The 26,219-nt window shown below is 68.7% G+C and carries 21 protein-coding genes; 12 read left to right on the forward strand and 9 right to left on the reverse strand.

The genetic code is table 11. The features are described from left to right. Positions 1-572 precede the first annotated feature (572 nt). The 3 genes from eno to glmU all read right to left on the reverse strand — a co-directional run bounded on the left by eno (position 573) and on the right by glmU (position 5,282). Positions 573-1,856, reverse strand: coding sequence for a phosphopyruvate hydratase (eno, locus tag AncyloWKF20_RS06165; protein WP_279317011.1), 1,284 nt, complete (start codon positions 1,854-1,856; stop codon positions 573-575). 119 nt (positions 1,857-1,975) lie between these two features. Beyond that, positions 1,976-3,802, reverse strand: a complete 1,827-nt coding sequence (gene glmS / locus AncyloWKF20_RS06170; protein WP_279317012.1) for a glutamine--fructose-6-phosphate transaminase (isomerizing) — start codon at positions 3,800-3,802, stop codon at positions 1,976-1,978. Positions 3,803-3,926: 124 nt separating this feature from the next. Continuing rightward, complete coding sequence (gene glmU / locus AncyloWKF20_RS06175) at positions 3,927-5,282, reverse strand: bifunctional UDP-N-acetylglucosamine diphosphorylase/glucosamine-1-phosphate N-acetyltransferase GlmU (protein WP_279317013.1); 1,356 nt, start codon at positions 5,280-5,282, stop codon at positions 3,927-3,929. Between the two features lie 123 nt (positions 5,283-5,405). Here glmU and AncyloWKF20_RS06180 point away from each other — a divergent pair, with 123 nt between their 5' ends. Next, entirely contained in the window at positions 5,406-5,786 is a 381-nt protein-coding gene (locus AncyloWKF20_RS06180) for a hypothetical protein (protein ID WP_279317014.1), read from the forward strand. Here the strand turns inward: AncyloWKF20_RS06180 and AncyloWKF20_RS06185 are convergent. Further along, positions 5,746-7,368, reverse strand: a complete 1,623-nt coding sequence (locus AncyloWKF20_RS06185) for a beta-1,6-glucan synthase (protein ID WP_279317015.1) — start codon at positions 7,366-7,368, stop codon at positions 5,746-5,748. The two genes, AncyloWKF20_RS06180 and AncyloWKF20_RS06185, sit on opposite strands and share 41 nt — an antisense overlap. A gap of 268 nt (positions 7,369-7,636) precedes the next feature. Here AncyloWKF20_RS06185 and AncyloWKF20_RS06190 point away from each other — a divergent pair, with 268 nt between their 5' ends. Both AncyloWKF20_RS06190 and AncyloWKF20_RS06195 read left to right on the forward strand, forming a co-directional pair. Continuing rightward, positions 7,637-8,077, forward strand: coding sequence for a hypothetical protein (locus AncyloWKF20_RS06190; protein WP_347710387.1), 441 nt, complete (start codon positions 7,637-7,639; stop codon positions 8,075-8,077). A 331-nt stretch (positions 8,078-8,408) separates the two neighbouring features. Beyond that, the gene (locus AncyloWKF20_RS06195) at positions 8,409-10,934 is read left to right on the forward strand and encodes a glycosyltransferase (protein WP_279317017.1); all 2,526 of its coding nucleotides are present in this window, start codon (positions 8,409-8,411) and stop codon (positions 10,932-10,934) included. 102 nt (positions 10,935-11,036) lie between these two features. Here the strand turns inward: AncyloWKF20_RS06195 and AncyloWKF20_RS06200 are convergent, their stop codons facing one another. The 4 genes from AncyloWKF20_RS06200 to tpiA form a co-directional block, all read right to left on the reverse strand. Then, positions 11,037-11,912: a VOC family protein gene (locus AncyloWKF20_RS06200; RefSeq protein ID WP_279317018.1), complete on the reverse strand. Its 876-nt coding sequence runs from the start codon at positions 11,910-11,912 to the stop codon at positions 11,037-11,039. Between the two features lie 179 nt (positions 11,913-12,091). Then, the gene (locus AncyloWKF20_RS06205) at positions 12,092-13,720 is read right to left on the reverse strand and encodes a CTP synthase (protein ID WP_279317019.1); all 1,629 of its coding nucleotides are present in this window, start codon (positions 13,718-13,720) and stop codon (positions 12,092-12,094) included. A 116-nt stretch (positions 13,721-13,836) separates the two neighbouring features. Further along, on the reverse strand, positions 13,837-14,220 hold the full coding sequence (gene secG, locus AncyloWKF20_RS06210) for a preprotein translocase subunit SecG (protein WP_267582284.1): 384 nt from the start codon (positions 14,218-14,220) through the stop codon (positions 13,837-13,839). 130 nt (positions 14,221-14,350) lie between these two features. After that, positions 14,351-15,100 carry a triose-phosphate isomerase gene (tpiA, locus tag AncyloWKF20_RS06215; protein ID WP_279317020.1) on the reverse strand — a complete coding sequence of 250 codons (750 nt, stop codon included), beginning with the start codon at positions 15,098-15,100 and terminating at the stop codon, positions 14,351-14,353. A gap of 170 nt (positions 15,101-15,270) precedes the next feature. On the opposite strand from tpiA, the gene AncyloWKF20_RS06220 reads away from it, so the two are divergent. From AncyloWKF20_RS06220 to AncyloWKF20_RS06260, 9 genes are all read left to right on the forward strand, one after another. After that, the gene (locus AncyloWKF20_RS06220; RefSeq protein ID WP_279317021.1) at positions 15,271-17,160 is read left to right on the forward strand and encodes a peptidylprolyl isomerase; all 1,890 of its coding nucleotides are present in this window, start codon (positions 15,271-15,273) and stop codon (positions 17,158-17,160) included. An 11-nt stretch (positions 17,161-17,171) separates the two neighbouring features. After that, positions 17,172-18,686 (forward strand): anthranilate synthase component I, encoded by a 1,515-nt coding sequence (trpE, locus tag AncyloWKF20_RS06225; RefSeq protein WP_279317022.1) that lies wholly within the window; start codon positions 17,172-17,174, stop codon positions 18,684-18,686. A 141-nt stretch (positions 18,687-18,827) separates the two neighbouring features. Continuing rightward, positions 18,828-19,430 carry an aminodeoxychorismate/anthranilate synthase component II gene (locus tag AncyloWKF20_RS06230; protein WP_279317023.1) on the forward strand — a complete coding sequence of 201 codons (603 nt, stop codon included), beginning with the start codon at positions 18,828-18,830 and terminating at the stop codon, positions 19,428-19,430. Between the two features lie 19 nt (positions 19,431-19,449). After that, positions 19,450-20,472, forward strand: coding sequence for an anthranilate phosphoribosyltransferase (gene trpD / locus AncyloWKF20_RS06235; RefSeq protein WP_279317024.1), 1,023 nt, complete (start codon positions 19,450-19,452; stop codon positions 20,470-20,472). 5 nt (positions 20,473-20,477) lie between these two features. After that, complete coding sequence (trpC, locus tag AncyloWKF20_RS06240) at positions 20,478-21,287, forward strand: indole-3-glycerol phosphate synthase TrpC (RefSeq protein ID WP_279317025.1); 810 nt, start codon at positions 20,478-20,480, stop codon at positions 21,285-21,287. Then, positions 21,287-21,772, forward strand: a complete 486-nt coding sequence (gene moaC, locus AncyloWKF20_RS06245; protein ID WP_279317026.1) for a cyclic pyranopterin monophosphate synthase MoaC — start codon at positions 21,287-21,289, stop codon at positions 21,770-21,772. Before trpC ends, moaC begins: the two co-directional genes overlap by 1 nt. Positions 21,773-21,788: 16 nt before the next feature. Continuing rightward, complete coding sequence (glp, locus tag AncyloWKF20_RS06250; protein ID WP_279317027.1) at positions 21,789-23,015, forward strand: gephyrin-like molybdotransferase Glp; 1,227 nt, start codon at positions 21,789-21,791, stop codon at positions 23,013-23,015. Positions 23,016-23,063: 48 nt separating this feature from the next. After that, the gene (gene hpxZ / locus AncyloWKF20_RS06255; protein ID WP_279317028.1) at positions 23,064-23,456 is read left to right on the forward strand and encodes an oxalurate catabolism protein HpxZ; all 393 of its coding nucleotides are present in this window, start codon (positions 23,064-23,066) and stop codon (positions 23,454-23,456) included. A gap of 100 nt (positions 23,457-23,556) precedes the next feature. Next, entirely contained in the window at positions 23,557-24,249 is a 693-nt protein-coding gene (locus AncyloWKF20_RS06260; RefSeq protein WP_279317029.1) for a GntR family transcriptional regulator, read from the forward strand. Positions 24,250-24,285: 36 nt separating this feature from the next. On the opposite strand, the gene atzF is transcribed toward AncyloWKF20_RS06260, so the two are convergent. Then, entirely contained in the window at positions 24,286-26,109 is a 1,824-nt protein-coding gene (atzF, locus tag AncyloWKF20_RS06265; RefSeq protein ID WP_279317030.1) for an allophanate hydrolase, read from the reverse strand. Positions 26,110-26,219 lie beyond the last annotated feature (110 nt).

Raw genomic sequence — 26,219 nt, forward strand, 5'->3', positions numbered from 1 at the left:
GTCCTGGCCGGGTTTGGCCCGGCCATCGACAATTTCCCCGCCGCCCCTCGTGTCCCGGACGCCTGTAGCGCCAGCGGAAAGCGAGCCGGGACCCAGCGGAAGACTCTTCCGGCCGCGCCCCTTTCCGAACAGAACATCAAGGCCGCCTTCGGCGCCGTCTCGCGCTGGACCCCGGATCGGCGCCGTGCGTCGCACGGCTTGTCCGGGGAACGTGGGGGCCACGGCCCGCGATTCCGGCGCGGCCCTGCGGGCCATCCGGGATGACGCTTCGAGGTGACGACGCCAGCACTCTGCTGCCTCAGAGATACCTCGCCCCCCTCCCATATCCGCAGACGTCATCCCGGCCGCAGCGTAGCGGAGAGCCGGGATCGCTCCCAATTCGGCCCGCGATCCCGGCGCGGCCCTGCGGGCCGTCCGGGATGACACATCTTCGAAAGACGTCCCAAAACAAAACGGCCGGGCGCTGGGCCCGGCCGTTCTTGTGGTTCGCGGGTGAAGACCCGAAGGATGGATCCCAGGATCACGGCCGGGGATGAAGGGCGCTCCGGCGGGGCCGTGCGCGCCCCCTGCCCTCAGCCGAGCGACTTGATCGCGGCGCGGCCGGCGTAGATCGCCTGCGGGCCGAGCTCCTGCTCGATGCGCAGGAGCTGGTTGTACTTGGCGGTACGGTCGGAGCGCGCCAGCGAGCCGGTCTTGATCTGCCCGCAATTGGTGGCCACCGCGAGATCGGCGATGGTCGAATCCTCGGTCTCGCCCGAGCGGTGCGACATGACGGCGGTGTAGCCGGCCTTGTGCGCCATCTCGACGGCGTTCAGCGTCTCGGTCAGCGAGCCGATCTGGTTGACCTTCACCAGGATCGAGTTGCCGACGCCCTGCTTGATGCCGGCGGACAGGCGCGTGACGTTGGTGACGAACAGGTCGTCGCCGACGAGCTGGCACTTCGAGCCGATGGTGTCGGTGAGCAGCTTCCAGCCCGCCCAGTCGTCTTCCGCCATGCCATCCTCAATGGTGACGATGGGATAGCGGGCGACGAGATCGGCGAGGTACTTCACCTGGGTCTCGATGTCGCGCACGACACCTTCGCCCTCATAGTCGTACTTGCCGTTCTTGAAGAACTCGGTCGAGGCGCAGTCGAGGCCGATATAGACGTCCTCGCCCGGCTTGTAGCCGGCGGTCTCGATGGCCTTCACCACGAAGGCGAGCGCGGCGTCCGCCGACGGCAGGTTCGGGGCGAAGCCGCCCTCGTCGCCGACATTGGTGTTGTGGCCGGCGTCCTTGAGAGCCTTCTTCAGCGTATGGAAGATCTCCGCGCCGGTGCGCAGGGCTTCGGCGAAGGTCGGCGCGCCCGCCGGCAGGATCATGAATTCCTGGAAGTCGATCGGGTTGTCGGCATGGGCGCCGCCATTGATGATGTTCATCATCGGCACCGGCAGGGTGCGCGCGTTGACGCCGCCGACATAGCGGTAGAGCGGCAGGTCGCGAGCGTCGGCGGCCGCCTTGGCGAGCGCCAGCGACACGCCGAGAATGGCGTTGGCGCCGAGGCGGGCCTTGTTCGGCGTGCCATCCAGCTCGATCAGGATCTGGTCGATGGAAGCCTGGTCCTCGGCGTCCATGCCGCCGATGGCGTCGAAGATCTCGCCATTGACCGCGTCGACCGCCTTGGTGACGCCCTTGCCGAGATAGCGAGCCTTGTCGCCGTCGCGCAGCTCCACCGCCTCATGCGCGCCGGTCGAGGCGCCCGAGGGAACCGCGGCACGGCCCTTGGAGCCGTCTTCCAGCACGACATCGACCTCGACGGTCGGGTTGCCGCGGCTGTCCAGAATTTCACGCCCGATGATATCGACAATGGCGGTCATGCCGTCTTCCCCACTTCCTCGCGCGCCCAGACGGCACGCCCTCGCTGTCGGGCGCTTCTACCCGCTCCACATGACATGCGAAAGGGGTGCCGTTCGGGCGGACGAAACGTCAGGGGCCGCTATTCCACCGTGACGGATTTGGCGAGGTTGCGCGGCTGGTCGACATCCGTGCCCATCTGCACCGCCGTGTGGTAGGCGAGAAGCTGCACGGGAATGGCGTAGACCAGCGGGGCGATGAGCGGGTCCATCTCCGGCAGCACCAGCGTCGCCTCGGTCTCCAGCGCGGTGTGCGCCTGACCGGTCTTGTCGGTGAGCAGGATGATTCGGCCCCCGCGCGCGGCGACCTCCTGCATGTTCGACATGGTCTTCTCGAACACGGCGTCATGCGGAGCGATGACCACCACCGGCATCTTCTCGTCGATGAGTGCTATGGGCCCGTGCTTCAGCTCGCCGGCGGCATAGCCCTCGGCGTGGATGTAGGAGATTTCCTTGAGCTTCAGCGCGCCTTCCAGCGCCAGCGGGAAGCTGGTGCCGCGGCCGAGATAGAGCACGTCCTGCGCCTTGGCGAAGGTGCGGGCGAGCTGCTCGATCTTCGGCCCGAGCTTCAGCGCCTCGTTCATCAGGCGGGGCACCTCGACGAGCGCCCGCACGAGGCGGCGCTCCTCATCGGCGGAAATCGTGCCGCGCTCCCGTCCAGCGAGCACGGCCAGCGCCGCGAGGGTGGCGAGCTGGCAGGTGAAGGCCTTGGTGGAGGCGACGCCGATCTCCGGGCCGGCCAGCGTCGGCACCACCACATCGGCCTCGCGGGCGATGGTGGAGGTCGGCACATTGACCACCGCCAGCACATGCTGGCCGCATTCCTTGGCGTAGCGCAGCGAGGCGAGCGTGTCGGCGGTCTCGCCGGACTGGGAGATGACGATCATCAGCCCGCCGGGCGCGAGCGGCGCCTCGCGGTAGCGGAACTCCGAGGCGACGTCGATCTCGACGGGGATGCGGGCGATGCGCTCGATCCAGTATTTGGCGACGAGGCCGGCATAATAGGCGGTGCCGCATGCGGCGATCGACACCCGGTCGAGCTTGGCGATGTCGAAGGGCAGCTTGCCCGGCAGTTGCACCGTCTCGGCGGCGAGATCGAGATAATGCGCCAGCGTGTGGGAGACCACCTCCGGCTGCTCGTGCATCTCCTTCGCCATGAAGTGGCGGAAGGCCCCCTTCTCGACGAGGAAGGCCGAAGCCGAGGTCTTCTGCACCGGGCGAGAGACCACCTTGTTGCTGGCGTCGTGGATCACCACGCCCTGCTTGTTCAGCACCGCCCAGTCGCCGTCTTCGAGATAGGAGATGGTGTCGGTGAAGGGCGCCAGCGCAATGGCATCGGAGCCGAGGAACATCTCGCCCTTGCCGAAGCCGATGGCGAGCGGGCTGCCCTTGCGGGCGCCGATCAGCAGATCGTCCTCGCCGTCGAACAGGAAGCCGAGCGCGAAGGCGCCGGTGAGGCGCGGCAGGATGGCAGCCACCGCGTCCGCCGGGCTCGCACCGTTGCGCATCTCGCGCGACACGAGGTGGGCGACGACCTCGGTGTCGGTCTCGCTCTCGAAATTGGCGCCCTCAGCGATCAGCTCGTCGCGCAGCTCGCGGTAATTCTCGATGATGCCGTTATGGACCACCGCGACATGGGTGGTGGCGTGCGGGTGGGCGTTGGCCACGCTCGGCTTGCCATGGGTGGCCCACCGCGTGTGACCGATGCCGATATGGCCGCTCAGCGGGGCGGCGCCGAGCGTGGCTTCCAGATTGCGCAGCTTGCCCTCGGCGCGCCGCCGCTCCAGATGATGCGCCTCCAGCGTGGCGATGCCGGCGGAATCATAGCCGCGATATTCCAGACGCTTGAGCGAATCCACCAGCCGGTCCGCAACAGGGGCGGTGCCGACAATGCCGATAATTCCACACATGGGCGGGCTACTCTCCGCGAAAGCCAACAGCCTAGGGTTTCGGGTTTAACCGCCCGTCACCGCGATACCGAAATCACTTCCGGTGTCGCTTCGTATCGCTGAAACCACGTCTTTTCCGGGGCGATTACTTCTTCGGCGCAAGGCCGGCGGAGAGGCGCTCGCGCAGGCGCACCGCCCAGCCGGGCTTGTTCACCTGCCGCGCCCGGCCTATGGCGAGCGAATCCTCCGGCACATTCTCGGTGATGACCGAGCCGGTGCCGATATAGGCCCCGTCCCCCACGCTCACCGGCGCGACCAGTAGCGTGTTGGTGCCGATGAAGGCATTGGCGCCGATGGTGGTGCGGTGCTTGCGGAAGCCGTCATAATTGCAGGTGATGGTGCCCGCGCCGATATTGGTGTTCGCCCCGACGCTGGAATCGCCGACATAGGAGAGGTGGTTGACCTTGACCCCCGGCGCGAGGTCGGCGGCCTTGATCTCCACGAAATTGCCGACATGCACCCCCTGCCCCAGCGAAGCGCCGGGGCGAAGGCGGGCGAAGGGCCCGACAATCGCGCCCGCGCCGACATGCGCGCCCTCGACATGGCTGAAGGCGCGGATGGTGGCGCCGTCCTCAACGGTGACACCGGGGCCGAACACGACATTGGGCTCGATCACCACATCGCGGCCGATCACCGTATCGGCGCTGAAGAACACCGTGTCCGGCGCCACCAGCGTCGCGCCGCCCTCCAGCGCGCGGGCGCGCAGGCGGTTTTGGAGAATCGATTCCGCCTCAGCCAGTTGCGCCCGACTATTCACACCGGCGACCTCTTCGACGGCCACCTCGACGACACCGGCGGAGCGGCCCAGCGCGCGGGCGATTTCCACCGCGTCGGTGAGATAGAATTCCTTCTTGGCGTTGGCGTCGGAGACGCGGTCCAGCAGATCGAGCACCACGCGCCCGTCGAATGCCATCAGCCCGGCATTGCACAGGGTGATGGCGCGCTCGGTCTCGCTCGCCTCCTTCTCCTCGCGAATGGCGAGAAGTTCGCCGTCCTGCGTCACCAGACGCCCATAGCCGAACGGGTCCGCCGGGCGGAAGCCGAGGACCGAGACCCCCGCGCCCTCGGCCAGGGGCGCGCGCAGGGCGGCGATGGTTTCCGGCCGCACCAGCGGCGTGTCGCCATACATGACCACGACATCATCAAAGCCTTCCGCCAGCGCCGCGCGCGCGGCGAGCACGGCATGGGCGGTGCCCCGGCGCTCGGCCTGCACGAAGGTTCCCGCTTCCGGCGCGACCTGGCGCACCTGCGCGGCCACCGCGTCACGATCCGGGCCGATCACCACGGCGAGGCGGGAGGCTCCCGCCCTCAGCGCCGCGTCGAGCACATGCGCCACCATGGGCCGGTTCGCCACCGCGTGCAGCACCTTCGGCTTGGTGGAGCGCATGCGGGTGCCCTCCCCGGCGGCGAGAACGATGACGAGCAGGCTGCGCATGCGCATGGATCTCCGTGAAATGGGTCGCTGTTTAGCGCAGGGCGCCGCGACCCGGAACTGTCGAGAGCGGGGCGAATTGATCGGCACCGCCGCCTATGCGATGGAATCTCCGTTCGAGGAGGACCGATCGTGGCTTACCGCAACTTCCTGCCCAGCGCCCGCGCGACCAACATCATTCTCGTGCTCGGCGGCTTCGCGCTCGGCTGGGCGATCTATATGCGCTACGCGCTGGTCGAGCAGTCGGCCATCGGCCTTGCCTGCCGGGGCATGGAGACCATGACCTGCGAGACCCGCGAGATGGTCATCACCCTCTATGGCTATTCGGTCTTCGGCATCGCCGCGATCGCGCTCGCGGTGCTCCAGTTCATCCGCCCCTCGGTGCCGCTGTTCACGGCGGCCCTGATGGCGACCGCGATCGGCGTCGTCATGTACAACAACAACCTGTCCGCGCTCGCCGCCGGGTTGCTGCTCATCTCGTTCGCCCGGCCGTGGCGAGGCGCCACAGCGTGAGCGAGAGGGCCAGGATCAGCCCGCCCGTCCACAGCGCCTGCCAGTTGGCGACGGTCTCGTTGATCGGGATGTAGAGACCGCAGCCGAGCAGGATCGCCGCCGCCAGCATCTCCGCCTGCCGGCCGCTTTCCTGACGCGGCGCCGGCGCGACCAGCGCGTAGAAGGCGAAGCCCGCGACGATGGGGGTGAGACCGGCGAACTGGAAGTCCTTGTAGCGCGGGTCGAAGACCAGCCCGAAGGCGATCTGCACCACCAGCACCAGCGAGGCCGCGAGCAGGAAGGCGACGAGCTTTTCCAGCCGCGACGTGCCGGGCACCGAAGACGGGTTAAGCGCGACCGCCAGCGTCACCAGCCGCGTGCGCGCGCCGATGGCGGCGGCGCAGGCGAGCGGCACGGCCAGCGCTAGCACCAGCATGGCAATGCCGCGGATCCAGCCGCCGAGCGCGAGGCTTTCCACGGGAACCGTGGCGACAAGGCGCGGATAAAGCAGCCCGCCGAAGAAGGCGATGCCGGCGGTGGCGAACCAGTGCGTCCCCCGCAGCGGCGCGACGCCCGCGCCGCGCTGGCCCTGAAGCGCGGCGGCGAAGACGGCGAAGGCCACCAGCACGCCGCCGATCGCCTGCGCGATCCAGCTCGGGTGATCCGATACACCCTGCCCCCAGGCGAATTTGAAATCGCGCGTATAGGCGTCGAGGAAGCCCCAATGGCCGCCCACCGTGCCCTCGGAGGCGCGCTTCCACGGCTGGTCGAACGCCTCGATGACGTTCAGCCGGTAGTTCTTCGCCTTGGCGAGCGCCAGCAGTTCCTGAATGACGCGGGCCTGGTTGGAGGGGGACGGCAGCGCGCCCTCGCGCATCCGCCCCTCGCTCGGCCAGCCGGTCTCGCCGATCAGGATATCCTTGCCGGCGAAGATCTGCCCGACATGCTCGCGGATCTCGCCGAGATGGGCGACGGATTCTTCCGCCGCGACCGGCAGGTCTTCCCAGAACGGCAGGATGTGGACGGTGACGAAATCCACCGAGCGGGCAAGGTCGCGGTTGCGCTCCCAGAACTCCCACACATCGGCATAGGTGACCTGCACCTGCGCCGGCACCTTCTCACGTACTTCCTTGATCATCGCCGCGAGGTCGATGGCGGTCTGCTCGCCGCGCAGCAGCACCTCATTGCCGACGATCACCGCCTTGATGACGTCCGGGTTCTGCTGCGCCGCCTTCACCGCCTCGTCGATCTCGATGCGGTTGTCGGCGGGGTTGCGGCCGATCCAGATACCCTGCAGCACGGTGAGCCCATGCTTGCGCGCGAGCTCCGGCACGACATGCAGGCCCATCTCGGTGGAATAGGTGCGCACGCAATGGGTGATCTTGGCGAGACGCTCGAAATCGTCGTCGATCTGCTCGGGCGGGATCACCAGACCGGCCATGAAGGGCGACTGACCCGGCCGGAACGGCGCGTAGGACACGCAGGGCAGCTTCTCCCCGGCCGCCAGCGGCGAGGAGGGCGCCGGCACCGGATGGCCCAGCCAGGCCCAGATGGCGACAACCGCCGCGCCGACGGCGAGCGCAAGGGCAATGGGAAGACGCATGGGAATCTCCGGCGGAACCGAGGCGAACGGGCGGGCGCGAGCCGACAGGCGGGTAGCGGGGCTTTGTAGCTTTCGCAAGACACGGGGAAAAGTCGGCTGATCGGCTTATTCCAAAGCTGTACGTGGCCCTGTCGTCATGCTGACAAATTCAACCGCTTCACCTACTGTCCGTCGGCTCCCCGCAGTCTCTTGTTACGGTGTGACACTTTCCGCCATGTTGTGCTCAGTTCGTACCCTTTCGGCCGCTCTCATTGGCGGCGTTCTCCTGATGGCCGCCGGACATGGCGGAGCCCTGGCGCAGAGCAGCGCGCCGGAGCAGAAGCCGGCGGAACAGAAGTCCCCCGAGGAACAGGCGAAGGAAGAGGCCCAGCGCCGCTCCGTCGAGGAATATGCCGAGGCGGCCAAGCTGCCGGGCAATGCCGGCCTGCCGGAATGCGTGTGGAGCGGGCGGCGCATCACCATGCTGCTGTGGCGCGACGACATCGACACCGCCAAGCGCCACATGGACCTCTATGAGCGCTTCGGCTGCCCGACCGAGCACCTGAAGATCGCGTTCCGCTGCCTGGTGCGGCAGGGCAATATCGATCCGAAGTCGCCCGAGCGCCTGTCCGAGCGTGTTCATGCCTGCTGGGTGAACCCGGATGCGGCGACGCCTGCCGCGGCCACGCCCGCCGCGCCGGCCCAGCCCGCCCCTGCCGCAGCGCAATAAGATCATGGCGCAGCCCCGGCTGCGACATTGCTGAGACATGGCGCTGCCACAGAGCGGAACCATTGTCCGGCCTAGCGCGTTTCAGCGTCGCTCTGGCCTTTGCGGGTAGCCGAATCAGTTTCCCGCAATGCCACGACGAATGTGCTGCAACCGCGTTAAATTTGGACTATATATCGCCGGTATCTCACTCCATCCCGTGGGTTGTCTCATGCGTCCCGCTGTTCGTGTCGCTGCCGCTGCGCTTGCGGTAGTCACGTCCGTGCATGCTTTTGCTTGGTTGGCCATGCGGGAGGAAGCGTCAGCTCCTTCCGTCGCGGATCGTTTCCAGAGCATGTCCTTCGCGCCCTATGGCCGCGATGCGAACCCCGATAAGGGCCAGGGCACGACGGAGGCGCAGATCCGCGCCGATGTCGACGCCGTCGCGCCCTATACACGCGCGGTGCGTACCTACGCCTCGACCGGCGGGCTGGAGATGGTTCCCAAGATCGCCGCCGAGGATGGCCTCAAGGCCACGGTCGGCGCGTGGATCGACAAGGACGAACAGCGCAACGCCCGCGAGATCACCAACGCGCTCGACGCCGCCCGCAAGAATTCCAACGTCGTCGGCATCGTGGTCGGCAACGAGTCGATCCTGCGCGCGGAAAAGACGCCGGAAGAGCTCATCGAGATCATCCGCAAGGTGAAGAGCCAGACCAGCGTGCCGGTAACCACCGGCGAGACCTGGGACGTATGGCTCGAGCATCCCGAGCTGGTATCGGCGGTGGACTATATCGCCGCCCATATTCTCCCCTACTGGGAAGGTGTTCCGGCCGATCAGGTCGTCGAGCGTTCCATCGGCATTTATGAGCGCCTGCGCGCCGCCTATCCCGGCAAGCGCATCGTCGTCGCCGAATTCGGCTGGCCGAGCGCCGGCTATAACCGCGACGGCGCGGTGCCCGGCGAGCTTGAGCAGGCGCAGATCATCCGTGGCTTCGCCGCCCGCGCCGATGCCCTCGGCATCGAATACAACCTCATCGAGGCGTTCGACGCCCCGTGGAAGAGCTTCGAGGGCAGCGTCGGCCAGTACTGGGGCGTGCTCGACGCCAACCGGCAGCTGAAGTTCCCGCTGGCCGGGCCGATCGTGCCGGCGACCTATAACGCCACGGCCGCCATCGCGCTGCTGCTCGGCATCGCCTTCTCCATTCCCGTCTTCCGCATGGCGCGCCTCACCTTCACCCAGGCGAGCGTGATGACCGGCGCGGCGGCCCTCGTCGGCGCGTGGCTCGCCACCGTCATCGACCATTGGCTGACGCATTATGTGGTCGGCGGCAACAAGGTGACGTTCGTCGTCAGCATCGTGCTGCTGGTGCCGCTGGTCATCGTGATGCTGTACCGCGTCGAGGAACTCGCCACGATCGCCTTCGGCCGCGCCCCGCGCCGCCTGCTGCGCGGCGGCCCGGAGACCGCGCCGACCCGCACGCCGAAGGTCTCGATCCATATCCCGGCCTATAAGGAGCCGCCGGAGATGCTGAAGCAGACGCTGGACAGCGTCGCGCGGCTCGACTGGCCGAACTTCGAGTGCCTGGTCATCATCAACAACACGCCGGACCCGGCCTTCTGGGAACCGATCGAGGACTATTGCCGCGAGCTCGGCGACCGCTTCAAGTTCATCAACCTGCCGAAGGTGGCGGGCTTCAAGGCCGGCGCCCTGCGCGTCGCCATGCAGCAGACCGCGCCTGACGCCGAGATCATCGGCGTGATCGACGCCGACTATGTGGTCCACCCGAACTGGCTGCGCGATCTCGTGCCGACCTTCGAGGATCCCACCGTCGGCATCGTGCAGGCGCCGCAGGATCACCGCGACGCCGACCGCAGCCTCATGCATGAGGCGATGAACACCGAATATGCCGGCTTCTTCGACATCGGCATGGTCCAGCGCAACGAGCATGACGCCATCGTCGTGCACGGCACCATGTGCCTGATCCGCCGCGCCGCCATGGTCGAGGCCGGCGACTGGTCGAGCGACACGATCTGCGAGGACACCGATCTCGGCCTGTCCATCGTCGAGCGCGGCTGGAAGAGCCACTACACCAACACCCGCTATGGCTGGGGCCTGCTGCCGGACGATTTCGCCTCGTTCAAGAAGCAGCGTCACCGCTGGGCCTATGGCGGCATGCAGATCATCAAGAAGCACTGGCGCCGGATGCTGCCCAATGGCGGCACCCGCCTCAGCACCTCCCAGCGGCGCGAGTTCACCATCGGCTGGGTGAGCTGGCTCGGCTCTGAGAGCATCGGCGCGCTGGTCGCCATCCTCTCCCTCGCCTTCGTGCCCTTCGTGCTCGGCCTCGGCATCGCCGTGCCGCAGCGCATCCTCACCGTGCCGATCCTGTTCTGCTTCGGCATCTACATCCTGCACTTCATCGCGCTCTATCGCCTGCGCGTCGCCACCACCCCGCTGCGCATGATCGGTGCCGCCATCGCCGCCATGGCCGTGCAGTTCACGGTGGCCAAGGCGGTGTATGACGGGTTCCGCTACAAGGATCTCGCCTTCGCCCGCACCGCCAAGGGCAGCTGGCTGGCCGACGCCGCCCGCGCCTTCCCGGCGCTGCCGGAAGCGGTGATCGGCGGCGGCCTCATGCTCTCGGCCATCGGCCTGCGCATGACCAACTGGCACGCGGTGGTGGAGATCGACCTGTTCGCCTTCGCCCTCGCGGTGCAGAGCCTGCCCTTCCTCGCCGCCGCCATCATCGGCTGGCTGGAAGGCTCGACCCTCAACGCCTTCGCCACCTGGGCGAGCCTGCGCTCCCGCGCGCTGGCCTTCCTGCCCGGACGTGCCGTGGCGCAGGGCGAGGCGCTGCCGGAAAAGGCTGGCTCCTGATCGGGGCCGCTGCGCCGCCACCGGCGGCTCAGAGCTTGAATGAAGAAAGGCCCGGAAGTGATTCCGGGCCTTTTGCTTTCTGATGTCGGAAACTGCCGGCCGCTAGGGCGCCTGCTCGAACAGCAGGGTGGCGCCGAGGCCGGCGCCGGGGCCGATGACGATCAGCCCCTCAATCTCCTCCGCCGACATGCGCGAGGAGGAAACCCGCCGGCGCGCCTTGTCGATATCCGCCACCCCGAAGCGCAGCGCGGCGAGGCGCAGGCCCTCGTCCGTGGGGGCGGCCACGCCGAAGCGCTCGGTGAACAGCGCCGGGGTCATCACGTCGACATCGCCGCGCGGCGTCTTCACGATGTGCCAGCCATCAATCGCGCGGCGCAGCGACCCGCCGATGAAGGTCTCGACGAAGCCGATATGCCGCTCCGGCTCGGGCGCGACCAGCACGATGCCGGCAACGCCGGTGGTGCCGTTCATGTGGCGCTGGAGATCGGACGACCAGAAATTCTCCGGCTTGCGCTGCAAGCAGGTGAAGAAGCCGGCATGGGGTGAGGCGGGGTCGCGCGCATAGGCCAGCGAGAAGGCGACCTCGACATCCGAGCCGTCCGGCCGCTTGCCCTGACGGGCGAAATCGAACAACTCGAAGCCGCCAAAACCGGCCGCGTCGAACTCCGCCTTTTCCGCTGCCGGGTCATTGCTCTCCAGCACCAGCATGGAGAGCCCCTGCCCGGCCGCGGCGAGATAATCGCGGTTGAAGGCGCCAAAGGAATAGACGCCCTCGGACGCCTCGGGGATCGCGTCGGGCTCGGCCACTTCCAGCACCTCGACAAAGAAGCCGGAGAACTGGATCAGCCGGTTATGCGTGCCCCATGGGTGGCGATTGCGCGCACCGACGGTGAAACCCAGCATGTCGTAGAACTCGCCGGCCGCTTCGAGGTCGCGAACCACATGGACGACATGATCAAGGCCACGGATCACCGGCATTCTCCTTATCGACGCATCACGGCGCCCACGCGGGCGCCTGCCACCCTAGCCTGCCCGACCCAGGATGACCCGTCCATGACAGCATGGGGGTAAGGAACGATCCACAGCCGAATGCCGCCCGGGCTGATTACCCGGGCGGGTGCGACTAATTCGGAACAGATGAGGCGCGGAAGGCGCGATCAGAACAGCCGGCTCTGCACCGACGCCGCGCCGATGAAGGAGGCGAAGAGCGGGTGCGGCTCGAACGGGCGCGACTTCAGCTCCGGGTGGAACTGCACGCCGACGAACCAGGGATGGTCCGGGTATTCGATGATCTCGGGCAGCAGACCGTCCGGCGACATGCCGGAGAAGCGCATGCCGCAGGCTTCCAACCGCTCGCGATAGGCGAGGTTCACCTCGTAGCGGTGACGGTGGCGCTCCGAGATCGTGGTCGCGCCATAGATCTCCGAGACGCGGCTGCCCTCGGTCAGCGCGGCCGGATAGGCGCCGAGGCGCATCGTGCCGCCAAGGTCGCCATTGATGCCGCGCCGCTCCAGCTCATTGCCGCGCAGCCATTCGGTGAGCAGGCCGACGACCGGCTCGTCGGTCGGGCCGAACTCGGTGGAATTGGCCTTGCCGACGCCGGCGAGATTGCGGGTCGCCTCGATCACCGCCATCTGCATGCCGAAGCAGATGCCGAGATAGGGCACGCGCCGCTCGCGGGCGAACTGCGCCGCGCGGATCTTGCCCTCGGCGCCGCGCTGGCCGAAGCCGCCCGGCACGAGGATACCGTGGACATGCTCGAGGAAAGGCGAGGGATCCTCGCGCTCGAAGATCTCGCTCTCGATCCAGTCGAAATTCACCCGGACATTATTGGCGAGGCCGCCATGGGTCAGCGCCTCGATGAGGGACTTGTAGGCGTCCTTCATGCCCGTGTACTTGCCGACGATGGCGATGGTCACCGCCCCTTCCGGGTTGCGGATGCCGGCCTCGACCTTCTGCCAGCGCGACAGGTCGGGCTCGGGCGCCGGCTCGATGCCGAAGGCGGCCAGCACTTCCGTGTCCAACCCCGCCTCGTGATAGGCGGAGGGCACGGCATAGATGCTGTCGGCGTCGCGCGCCTCGATCACCGCGCTCTCGCGCACATTGCAGAACAGGCCGAGCTTGCGGCGTTCCTCGCGCGGGATCTCGCGGTCGGTGCGGCAGAGCAGGATGTCCGGCGCGATGCCGATGGAGCGCAGCTCCTTCACCGAATGCTGGGTCGGCTTGGTCTTGAGCTCGCCGGCCGAGGGAATGAAGGGCAGCAGCGTCAGATGCACATAGATGCAGTGCTTGCGCGGCAGCTCATGGCCGATCTGGCGGATGGCCTCAAGGAAGGGCATCGCCTCGATGTCGCCGACCGTGCCGCCGATCTCCACCAGCACGAAGTCATAGCCCTCATTGCCGCTCAGGACGAAGTCCTTGATGGCATTGGTGACGTGCGGGATGACCTGGATGGTGGCGCCGAGATAATCGCCGCGGCGCTCCTTGGCCAGGATGTCCTGGTAGATGCGGCCGGTGGTGATGTTGTCCGCGCGCGAGGCCGGGCGACCGGTGAAACGCTCGTAGTGACCGAGATCGAGATCGGTCTCCGCGCCGTCATCGGTGACGAAGACTTCGCCGTGCTGATACGGGCTCATGGTGCCCGGATCGACGTTCAGATAGGGGTCGAGCTTGCGCAGCCGGGTCTTGTAACCACGGGCCTGCAGCAATGCACCGAGAGCGGCGGAAGCGAGGCCCTTGCCGAGCGAGGACACGACGCCGCCGGTGATGAAAATGTAGCGCGCCATGGAATTCGGTTTCTAGCTGCAAAAACGCGATTCGACGAGAGCTCGTTTCACAAACGAACTCTCGCCTGTGGGAAAGCGACGGGTGACCGCGCCGGGACGGGCGCGGCCGGGTCCGATCACTGCGACTGCGGAGCCTGCGGCACCGCCGGAGCGGCCGGCGCCGTCGGGGCGGGCTGCGCGCCCTGGAGCTGGTCGAGCACAGAGCCGCCCGGCGCGGGAGCGCCCGGAGCCGCCGTGCCGGCCGGCGTGGTGAAGATCGAGGCCGGGCCACGGCCCCAGCCGGCCAGAACGGTCAGGCTCAGGCTGGTGATGAAGAACAGGCCGGCGAGAATCGCCGTGGCGCGGGTCAGCACGTTCGCCGTGCCGCGCGCGCTGAAGAAGCCGCCACCGCCGCCACCGCCGCCGATGCCGAGACCACCGCCCTCGGAGCGCTGGATCAGCACCACGCCGATCAGGGCGAGCACCACCATGAGATGGATGACGATGAGTACCGTTTGCATCTGACGCCTTCAAAATCCTGCGGCAGCGGCGCCTTGTGCAAAGGGCCGCTGCGAATGTTGGCGCGTTCCTACACGATTGCGCCCGGCGTTTCCAGCCATGCGCACGCAATGCCGAACTGCGCCGTCCCGCCTACAGATAGGCACGCGCAATGGGGAGAAAAGTCTCGGCCTTGAGGCTCGCCCCGCCGACCAGCGCACCATCGACATCCGCGACATGCAGGATCTCGCGGGCGTTCTCGGGCTTGACCGAGCCGCCATAGAGCAGGCGCATCCCCGCCCCTTCCGCGCCGAAGCGGGCGACGAGCACGGATCGCATGTCCGCATGCATCTCGGCAATGTCCGCGATGGTCGGGGTAAGGCCGGTGCCGATGGCCCAGACCGGCTCATAGGCAATGACGGTGTTCGCCGCCGTCGCACCATCGGGGAGCGAGCCGGCGAGCTGGCCGCGCACCACGTCGAGCGCCGCGCCCGCCTCACGCTCAGTGCGGGTCTCGCCGACGCAGACGATGGCGGTGAGCCCTGCACGCCAGGCGGCTTCCGTCTTGGCCCGCACCACCGCGTCGCTCTCGCCATGGTCGGCGCGGCGCTCGGAGTGGCCGACGATGACGGCCGTGGCGCCAGCATCGGCCACCATCTCGGCTGAAATGTCGCCGGTATGGGCGCCGCTCGCCTTGGCGTGGCAGTCCTGCGCGCCGACGGGGACGGCGGCCTTGAGCCCGGCGAGAGCGGCGATCAGCGTCGCCGGCGGGCAGATGAGCAGATCCGCCTTTTCCTGAAGCGCCGCGTCATAGCCCTCGGCAATCCGCGCGAACTCAGCAACCGCCGGCTTCAACCCGTTCATCTTCCAATTGCCGGCCACCAAAGGACGACGCATCGACATGCCCCTCTTCGCTCGCTAGAACGCCCGAACCGCTGCCCCCGCGTAACAGACCGCACCGGCGCCGGCAAATGAACGGATGTGCGACATTGCGGCGTATGGGGCCCGTCCCTATGATGCGCGCCTTTCGCGTACCGGGCCTGTTGCCCGCCTGACGCCCAACGAGACGATCCATGCTTGATACGCTGCGCAAGAGCGCCTCCGGAATAGTCGCCAAAATCCTGATGGGCCTCCTCATCCTGTCCTTCGGGATCTGGGGAATCGCCGATGTGTTCCGCGGCTTCGGCAGCCAGACTCTGGCGACGATCGGCTCGACCGAGATCACCGTCCCGGAATTCCGCCAGATCTATCAGGAGCGCCTGCAGCAGATCAGCCAGCAGCTGAAGCGCGGCATCACGCCGGACATGGCGCGCGCCTTCGGCCTGCCCGACCAGGTGCTGAACGAGCGCCTCGCGGAAGCCGCCCTCGACGATCAGGCGAAGTCGCTCGGCCTTGCGCTGTCGGATGAAGAGATCGCCAAGCGGGTGCAGCAGAACCCGGCCTTCTTCGGCCCCTCCGGCAGCTTCGATCCGGCCTATTTCGCCCGGCTGCTGCGCCAGAACAATTACACCGAGGCGCGCTTCGTCGATGCCGAGCGGCGCCTCGCGCTGCGCCAGCAGATCATCCAGTCGCTCGGCGGCGGCGTGACCGTGCCGGCCGTGCTGAAGGAAGCTCTGGTGCGCTTCGACAAGGAGGAGCGCGCGGTCAATTACGCGCTGCTGCGCCCGACCAGCCTGCCCGCCCTCGCCGACCCGACCGATGAGGAGCTGCGCAGCTTCTTCGACGCCCGCAAGGTGGCGTTCCGCGCGCCGGAATACCGCACCGTCGACGTGCTCGCCCTCACCCCGCAGACGCTGGCCGGCAGCGAGAGCGTGACCGACGCCGAGGTCGAGGCCGCCTACACCAACAACCAGTCGCGCTACGGCACGCCGGAGACGCGCGTCGTGCAGCAGATCGTGTTCCCGAACGCGGAGGAGGCCAAGGCCGCCGCTGACCGCATCGCCGCCGGCACGCCCTTCGCCGACATCGTCGCCGAGCGCAAGCTCACCCCCGCCGATGTCGATCTCGGCACCGTGACCAAGGCCGGCATCATCGACAAGGCGGTCGCGGACGCCGCCTTCGCGCTGCCGGCGGACGGCACCAGCGGCGTGGTCGCCGGCCGTTTCGGCCCGGTCATCGTCCATGTCGGCGCCGTCACCCCGGCGACCGTCAAGCCGCTCGCCGACGTCGCCCCTGAGATTCGCAGCGAGCTCCAGCTCGACGCCGCCCGCCGCGCCCTGCTCGCCAAGTACGACCAGGTCGAGGATGAGCGCGCGAGCGGGGCCAAGCTCTCCGAGATCGCCAGCAAGCTCGGCCTCGCGGTGCAGAGCGTCACCACCAACATTCAGGGCCAGACGCCTGACGGCGCCTCCATCCCCGACCTGCCGGGCCGGGCGGACGTGCTGCGCGGCACCTTCGCGGCCGATGTCGGCGCGGAGAATGATCCCGTGCAGCTTCCGCAGAATGGCGGCTATGTCTGGTACGAGGTGCAGTCCGTCACCGCCCCGCGCGACCGCACCTTCGATGAGGCGCGCGCGCAGGTGCTCGACCGCTGGAAGCAGGACAAGGCCGCCGAGGCGCTCGACCAGAAGGTCGAGGAGATCAAGGCCAAGGTCGCGGCCGGCACGCCCTTCGATCAGGCGGTCACCGAGGCGGGTCTGGAACTGCGCGCCGCCAATGGCCTGCGACGTGGCCGCGCCGCCGATGGCGTGCCGCAGGAAATCCTCGACGCGGTGTTCACCACCGCGCAGGGCGGCACCGGCAGCGCCGAGGCCGAGGGCGGCGAAAGCCGCATCCTCTTCCTCGTGCTGAACGTCACCACCCCGCCGGGCGGCGATCTCGACGAGAAGGTGCTGGCCGATGTGCGCCAGAGCATCGAGAACGACGTGATGACCGAGTATCTCGTGCAGTTGCAGAGCGATCTCGGCGCCCGCGTGAACCGCGCCGCGCTCGACCAGATCGTCGGCACCGACGCGGTGAACTGACGAGCCCGATCATGAGCATCACACCGGATGTCGCGGCCTTCACCGCCACCTATGAGCGCGGCGAGACGCAAGTGGTCACCACCACGCTGATCGCCGATCTCGAAACGCCCGTCTCGGCCTTCCTCAAGATCGCCGGCGAGCGGGCCAACAGCTTCCTGCTCGAATCGGTCGAGGGCGGCGCCACGCGCGGGCGCTACTCGATGATCGGCATCGAGCCGGACGTGATCTGGCGCTGCCGGGGGGATGCGGCCGAGATCAACCGGCAGGCCGCCACCGCGCCGGAGAGCTTCGAGCCCTGCCCGGACAAGCCGCTGGTCTCGCTGCGCAAGCTGGTCGCGGAATCGCGCATTCACCTGCCCGAGGGCGCCCCGCCCATGGCGGCCGGCGTGTTCGGCTATCTCGGCTACGACATGGTGCGCCAGATGGAGCGCCTGCCGGCGCCGAAGGCGGACCTGCTCGGCGTGCCGGACGCGATCTTCATCCGTCCGACCGTCATGGTGGTGTTCGACGCGGTGCGCGACGAGATCACCGTGGTGACACCCGTGCGCCCCGCCGCCGATGTCAGCGCCCGTGCCGCCTATGAGCAGGCCAGCGAGCGGCTGGACCGGATCGTCGCCGCGCTCGACAGCGCGCTGCCAAACCTGCCGCCCGAGGATGCCTTCCATCAGGCGGTGGAGCCGGTGTCCAACACCACGCCGGAAGCCTATCGGGCGATGGTGGAGCGGGCGAAGGAGTACATCCGCGCCGGCGATATCTTTCAGGTCGTGCTTTCGCAGCGCTTCGAGGCGCCCTTCGCCCTGCCGCCCTTCTCGCTCTACCGCGCGCTGCGCCGGGTCAATCCGGCGCCGTTCCTGGTCTATTTCAACTTCGGTGGCTTCTCGCTGGTGTGCTCCAGCCCGGAAATCCTGGTTCGGCTGCGCGCTAACACCGTCACCATCCGCCCCATCGCCGGCACGCGCCGGCGCGGCGCCACCCCGCATGAGGACAAGGCGCTGGAGGACGAGCTCCTGGCCGACCCGAAGGAGCGCGCCGAGCACCTGATGCTGCTCGACCTTGGCCGCAACGATGTCGGCCGCGTGGCGACCATCGGCTCGGTGGAAGTGACCGACAGCTTCTTCATCGAGCGCTACAGCCAGGTCATGCACATCGTCTCCAATGTCGAAGGTGAGCTCGACCCGCGCCGCGACGCGCTCGACGCGCTGGCCGCCGGCTTTCCGGCGGGCACGGTCTCGGGCGCGCCGAAAGTGCGGGCGATGGAGATCATCGACGAGCTGGAGCGCGACAAGCGCGGCATCTATGCCGGCGCCATCGGCTATTTCGGCGCCGATGGCGAGATGGACACCTGCATCGTCCTGCGCACCGCCGTGGTGAAGGACGGGCGGATGCATGTGCAGGCCGGCGCCGGCATCGTCTACGACTCGGTGCCGGAGAGCGAGCTGCAGGAATGCGTGAACAAGGCCAAGGCGCTGTTCCGCGCCGGCGAGGAAGCGGTGCGTTTCGCCACCCGTTCCGGGCGCGGCCAGTGAGGACGGCGGGGATGGAGCGCACGCGGCAACAGCGATGGCGGGGCTGGCGATAGAGCAATCGCCGGCCGGCGCGGCTTGACCCCGCGCCGGATCACACCCTAGACCTTTTGCAGCCGGCACGGGCCGGCGGATGGACCCGCGATGATCCTTCTCGTCGATAATTACGACAGCTTCACCTGGAACCTCGTCCACTATCTCGGCGGCCTTGGCGCCGAGGTGGAGGTGCGCCGCAACGACACCCTCACCGTCGACGAAGCGTTGGCGATGAAGCCCGAGGCCATCGTCATCTCACCCGGCCCGGCCACGCCGAACGAGGCGGGCATCTGCTGCGCGCTGATCGAGCGGGCGGCGAAGGAGGGCGTGCCGGTGTTCGGCGTCTGCCTCGGCCACCAGGCGATCGGCCAGGTGTTCGGCGGCGAGGTGATCCGCGCGCCGCTGCCGATCCATGGCAAGCTCGCCGACGTCCAGCACAAGGGCGAGGCGGTGTTCCGCGGCATCAACGGCCCGTTCAAGGCGACGCGCTACCACTCGCTGGTGGTGAATCGCGACACCCTGCCCCCGGCGCTCGGCATCACCGCCGAGACCGAGGACGGCCTCATCATGGGCCTCTCGCATAAGGAGCTGCCCGTGCATGGCGTGCAGTTCCACCCCGAGAGCATCGCCTCCGAGCACGGCAAGACCATTCTCAAGAACTTCCTCGACATGGCGCGGGCGTGGAACGCCGGCCGGTCGCGGGCAGCCTGACGCGCGATCCGGGGGAACGATGGAAAATCTCAAGGCCATCATCGGCAAGATCGCCACCGGCGCGACGCTGACGCGGGCGGAATCGGCCTTCGCCTTCGACATCATGATGTCGGGCGAGGCGACGCCCTCGCAGATCGGCGCGGTGCTCATGGGCCTGCGCGTGCGCGGCGAGGATGTGGAAGAGATCGCCGGCGCGGTCTCGACCATGCGCGCCAAGATGCTGCGCGTCGAGGCGCCCGCCGGCGCGGTGGACGTGGTCGGCACCGGGGGCGACGCCTCCGGCTCCTACAACATCTCGACCTGCGCCTCCTTCATCGTCGCCGGCGCCGGCGTACCGGTCGCCAAGCACGGCAACCGCGCGCTCTCCTCCAAGTCCGGCGCGGCGGATGTGCTGACCGCGCTGGGCGTCAAGATCGACCTCACCCCGGCGCAGATCTCGCGCTGCATCACGCAAGCCGGCATCGGCTTCATGTTCGCCCCGGCGCATCACCCGGCGATGAAGCATGTCGGCCCGACGCGGGTGGAGATGGGCACGCGTACCATCTTCAACCTGCTCGGCCCGCTGTCGAACCCGGCCGGCGTCACCCGCCAGATGGTCGGCGTGTTCGCGCGCGGCTGGGTGGAGCCGATCGCCGAGGTGCTGCGCACGCTGGGCTCCAGCCGCGCCTGGGTGGTGCATGGCTCGGACGGGCTCGACGAGATCACCACGACCGGGCCGACCACGGTCGCCGAGCTGAAGGATGGCACGATCCGCGCCTTCGAGATCGCCCCGGAGGAATTCGGCATCGCCCGCGCGACCCCTGAGTCGCTGAAGGGCGGCGATGGCGCGGCCAATGCGCTGGCGTTGCGCGCCGTGCTGGCGGGCGAGAAGAGCGCCTATGCCGACGTGTCGCTGCTCAACGCGGCGGCGGCGCTCATCGTCGCTGGTAAGGCGGACGCTATCGGCCCCGCGCTGGAGATCGCCCGCGCCTCGCTCAGCGGCGGTCATGCGGAAGCCGCGCTCGACCGGCTGGTCGCGGTCTCCGCTCTGGCGGCGGAGTAGGCGCGATGGCGGATATTCTCGAGAAGATCGGCGCCTATAAGCGCGAGGAAATCGCCGCCGCCAAACTGGCCCGCCCGCTGGCCGGCGTGCGCGAGGCAGCCGAAGCGCAGGCTCCGACGCGCGGGTTTCTGCGCGCCATCGAGGCGAAGATCGCCGCGGGCCAGACCGCGCTGATCGCCGAGATCAAGAAGGCCAGCCCCTCCAAGGGGCTCATCCGGCCGGATTTCGACCCGCCGGCTCTCGCCAGCGCCTATGAGGCGGGCGGCGCGGCGTGTCTCTCGGTGCTCACCGACACCCCCTCCTTTCAGGGCGCGCCGGAATTTCTCACCGCCGCCCGCGCCGCCTGTTCGCTGCCGGCGCTGCGCAAGGATTTCCTCTACGACACCTATCAGGTGTTCGAGGCGCGGGCTTGGGGCGCGGACTGCATCCTCGTCATCATGGCCTCGGTCGACGATGCGCTCGCCCGCGACCTGATCGACACCGCGCACGGGCTCGGCATGGACGCGCTGGTGGAGGTGCATGACGATGCCGAGCTCGACCGGGCGCTGACCCTGCCGGCGCGCCTTGTCGGCATCAACAACCGCAATCTGCGCAATTTCGAGGTGACGCTCGCCACCTCCGAGCGGCTCGCCCCGCGCATCCCGGCCGACCGGGTGATCGTCGGCGAGAGCGGCATCTTCACCCCCGAGGATGTGGCCCGCCTCGCCAAGGTGCGCATCGGCACCATCCTCGTCGGCGAAAGCCTGATGCGGCAGACGGACGTTGCGGCGGCCACGCGCGCCCTACTCGCTCCCGCCATGCAGGCGGCGGGCTGATGAGCGAACGCCCCACTCTCACCCATCTCGATGCCTCGGGCGCTGCCAACATGGTCGATGTCGCCGACAAGGCGATCACCGACCGGGTGGCGGTGGCGGAAGGCGAGGTGCGGATGGAGGCGGCGACGCTGGAGCTCATCGTCTCCGGCAACGCCAAGAAGGGCGATGTCATCGGCACGGCACGCCTTGCCGGCATTATGGCGGCCAAGCGCACCCATGAGCTGATTCCGCTCTGCCACGCGCTGCTGCTGTCGAAGGTCGCGGTGGAGATCGAACCGGATGCGGCGCTTCCGGGTTTGCGGGTGCGGGCCACGGTGCGCACCAGCGGCCAGACCGGCGTGGAAATGGAAGCACTCACCGCTGTCTCCGTCGCCTGCCTCACCGTCTACGACATGGCCAAGGCGGTGGACCGGGGCATGCGGATCGAGGCGATCCGGCTGCTGGAGAAATCCGGCGGCCGCTCCGGGCATTGGCAGGCCGACTGAACAAGGGGAACACGCCATGGCGCTGATGCCGGTTGAAGAGGCGCTGGCGCGCCTGCTCGCTTCCGCCGCTCCCCTGCCGACCGAGCGCGTGCCGCTCATGGACGCCGCCGGCCGGGTGCTGGCCGAACCGCTCATCGCCCATCGCACCACGCCCGGCGCCGATGTCTCGGCCATGGACGGCTATGCCGTGCGGGCGCAGGACGCGGCCGAACTGCCGGCTACCCTCACCTTGATCGGCGAATCGGCGGCCGGACGGCCCTTCCCGGACGAGGTGTTGCCCGGCACAACGGTGCGCATCTTCACCGGCGCGGTGATGCCCATCGGGGCCGACGCCGTGGTGATCCAGGAGGACACGCTGCGCGAGGGTAATCGGGTCGCCATTCGCGAGGCGGCGACGCCCGGACGCCATATACGCCGCGCCGGTGGCGATTTCGCCAGCGGCGAGGCGTTGCTCGCCCCCGGCCACCGGCTGCGGGCCCGCGACCTCGCGCTCGCCGCCTCGGCGGATATAGCCGAGCTCAGCGTGTACCGACGCCCGCGCGTGGGCCTTCTTTCCACCGGCGACGAACTGGTGCGCCCCGGTGCGGGCGCGGGCGCGCATCAGGTGATCCTCTCCAACATCTATTCGGTCGGCGCGCTCGCCCGCGCGGCGGGGGCCGAGGTGACGGATTTCGGCATCCTGCCGGATGACATGGCGGCGACACAGGCGGGCGTGAGTTCGGCGCTCGCCGCCGGCTTCGATGTGCTGGTGACGACGGGCGGCGCCTCGGTGGGCGACCACGACCTCGTCGCCCCAGCGCTGACCGCGCAGGGCGTGGCGCTCGATGTCCACAAGGTCGCGCTGCGCCCGGGCAAGCCGCTGATGTTCGGCACCTACGCCCATGCGGCATCCGTCAGCCATGTGCTTGGCCTGCCCGGCAACCCGGTCTCCGCCCATGTCTGCGCCCTGCTCTATCTCGTGCCGCTTCTGAAGGCGCTACAGGGAATTGAAGTGCCACCCTGCGTGCCGCTCAAGCCCGCCCGCCTCGCCACCGACATCAGGGCCAACGAGATGCGCATGGATTTCCAGCGGGCGCAGATCGTCGGGGATCAGGACGGCCTGCCGCTGGTGCGCCCGCTGCCGGTGCAGGACAGCTCCATGCTCTCCGTGCTCGCCCGCGCCGACGTGCTGCTGGTGCGCCAGCCGCACGCGCCGGCGGCGAAGGCGGGCGAGCCCTGCGAGATTCTGCCGCTCGAGGATTGACCCCGCGAGCCGCAGCCTGTGTTCTGGACATCAAGCTGGGGGCTGGCGATGGACATCAATCTTCCCGACGTGAAGGTGGAGGTGGAAGCCGCCTTCGACCGCTATGAGCAGGCGCTGGTGAGCAACGATGTCGCCGGGCTCGACGCGCTGTTCTGGGCCGATCCGACCACCATTCGCTATGGCAATGGCGAGAATCTCTACGGCATCGAGGCGATCCGCGCCTTCCGCAAGGCCCGCTCGCCGCATGGGCTGGAGCGGACGCTGGATAAGACCGTCATCACCACCTATGGCCGCGACATGGCGGTGGCGTCCACTCTGTTCCGACGCGAGACCATGCCCGGCCGTGTCGGCCGGCAGATGCAGACCTGGATGCGCACGCCCGAGGGCTGGAAGGTCGTGGCGGCGCATGTGAGCGTCATCGCCGATCCCGACGAAGGATGATGCCGCGCGCCGCGCGACGGACCGGGCGCATCATGCTAGCCTCGCCGCCTCGCCTCGCTACTCGTGCGTGGCGCGTTCGTCCTTCGGGTTGTTGAGCACGATGTCTCTCGCCGTGATTCCGCCGGTCGCCGGCCCCCTCTCCGAGGCCCGCAAGCGGGTGACCCGCGCCGAGGAATTGCGGCTCCAGCTTGCCGACGAGATCACCCGCGGCCGCCTGCCCCCCGGCACGGCGCTGGACGAAACGGTGCTGGCCGCCCGATTCGGCGTGTCCCGCACGCCGGTGCGCGAGGCGCTGCGCGAGCTCGCCGCCTCCGGCCTGGTCGATGCCCGCCCGCATCGCGGCGCCGTGGTCGCACGCCCCAGCCTTGAGCGGCTGCAGGACATGTTCGACGTCATGGCGGAGCTGGAGGCGCTGTGCGCCGGCCTCGCGGCGCTGGCCATGACCCCGGCGGAGCGCCGGCAGCTCGACCAGCTTCACCAGAGCATGGGCGACATGATGCGCGCGGGCGACTTCCCCGCCTATCGCGAGGCGAATGAGCAGTTCCACGCCGCGCTCTATGCCGGCAGCCATAACGACTATCTGGTGGAAATCACCGTCGGCACGCGGCGGCGCCTCTCGCCCTTCCGGCGCGCCCAGTTCCACGCGCTCGGCCGCCTCGCCCTGTCCCATCGCGAGCATGACCGGGTGGTAACGGCCGTGCTGCGGGGCGAGCGGGAAGCGGCGGCAGCCGCCATGCGCTCGCACATCACCATCGTCCACGACGCCTATGAGCAATACGCTCAGACCGTTTGATCTCAGGCACTTACGGGCACCGGCTGATTCGACCTCTTAGCCCGCCGGCGCCAGAGCCCCGCGCTTTGCCGCCTCATCCGCCAGAAAGGCGCGCCAGCCGCCGAAGCTGGTGATGTCACGCGCCGCCGGTGCAGCGGCCGCCTCCATGGCGAAGCCCTTGACCGCCGTGCCGTCCTCGAGCGTCACCGTGGCGATGCCAAGGGGCGCGGGAATGCCGGCCACCAGTCGCCCGAAAGCGGCTTCCGGCAGCGCCCAGACCTCACAGGCGATGCGCGTCCCGGAGCCCGCGGCGCCGCGCAGCAGGCCGGGCCGGCGCACCCGGCCCTCCGGCAGCAGGAAGAGGCGATAATCCGGGCTGGTCCGCGCCTCGCGGATGAACAAACCGCCGGACTCCACCAGCTCGCCATTGAGCGGCAGGCCGGACAAATGCGCCCCGAACAGGGCGACCGCCACATAGCCCGGCGCCGGAGCCGGAACGGCCGCCAAGGCCGGCGGATGAGCGGCCCCGGTCGCGCCGAGCGTCAGCCCGGTATCACGATGGAAGGCGGCACCAAGCGCGGCCAGATGCGCGTCCTGCCCCGCCGGCGCCAGCAAAGTGATGCCCGCCGGGGCGCCATCGGCGCGAATCTCTGCCGGCACGGCGAGGCCGCACATGTCGAGCAAGTTGACGAAATTCGTGTAGACGCCGAGCTGGCTGTTGCAGCGCACCGGCTCGGCCAGCATCTGCGCGACCGTGAACACGGTCGGCATGGTCGGCACCATCAGCGCGTCGATGCCGGCGAGCGCCGCCCGCGCCTGCGCCTTCAGCTCCGCCAGCCGGTACTGGCCGCGAAACGCCTCGACGGCGCTGAAATGGCGGCCCTGCTCGATGATGCCGGCGACCACCGGATGCACCGACGCGGGCCGCGATTCGAGAAAGGCGCCGACCGCCGCGTAGCGCTCCGCCACCCAAGGCCCCTCATAGAGCAGCCGCGCCGTCTCGAAGAACGGCGTGAGGTCGATCTCGACCAGCCGCGCGCCCAGCCGCGCCATGCGCTCGGCGGCGCGCCGGAACCCCGCCTCCGAGGCGCGGTCGCCAAAGGTCACGAGATCCTGCGCGCGCGGCACGGCGAGCGTCGGGCCGGCCGGAAAGCCGGCGAGACCTCCCAGCGGCAGGACGCGCGAATAGGGATCATCCTCGTCCGCCCCGGCCATGACGGAGGTCGCCAGCAGCGCGTCTTCCACCGTGAGCGCGAAGACCGACACGCAGTCCAGCGAGCGGCAGGCCGGCACGACGCCGCGTGTCGAGACAAGGCCGAGACTGGGTTTGAGGCCGACGATATTGTTCAGCCCGGCCGGCACGCGGCCGGAACCAGCCGTGTCCGTCCCCAGCGCAAAGGCGACCAGCCCCGCCGCGACCGCAACCGCCGAGCCAGAGCTGGACCCCCCCGGCACCAGATCATCGCGCACGGCGTTGCGCGGCGTGCCATAGGGCGAGCGCGTGCCATTGAGCCCGGTGGCGAACTGATCGAGATTCGTCTTGCCGAGAACAATCGCCCCCGCCCGGCGCAGCCGCGCCACGGCCGCCGCGTCGCGCGTGGCGGGATAGGCGTAGTCTGGGCAGGCGCAGGTGGTCGGCAGGCCGGCGACGTCGATATTGTCCTTCACCGCGAAGGGCACGCCGTAGAGCGGCATCTGGGCGGGATCGGCGCCCTCGAGCCGCGCGAGCTGGGCCGCGATGCCGGCATCGTCGACCAGCGCCATGAACACCGCCGGATCGCCATGCGCCACGATGAGCGCCCGTGCCCGCGCCACCGTTTCCGCCGGCCGGGCCCGCCCCGCGCGGTGGGCGGCGAGAATGTCAGCTATGGTTCCGATCACGACTCGCGCCTTTCGTGCTGCACGCAGGACTATGCATAGGCATTAGGCAATATCTGGGCCATTGCATACAGATAGCCGACCTGCCCGTCGCGCGCCAGAGTTGCGGCAGG

The sequence above is a fragment of the Ancylobacter sp. WKF20 genome, assembly GCF_029760895.1.
Classification (GTDB): Bacteria; Pseudomonadota; Alphaproteobacteria; order Rhizobiales; family Xanthobacteraceae; genus Ancylobacter.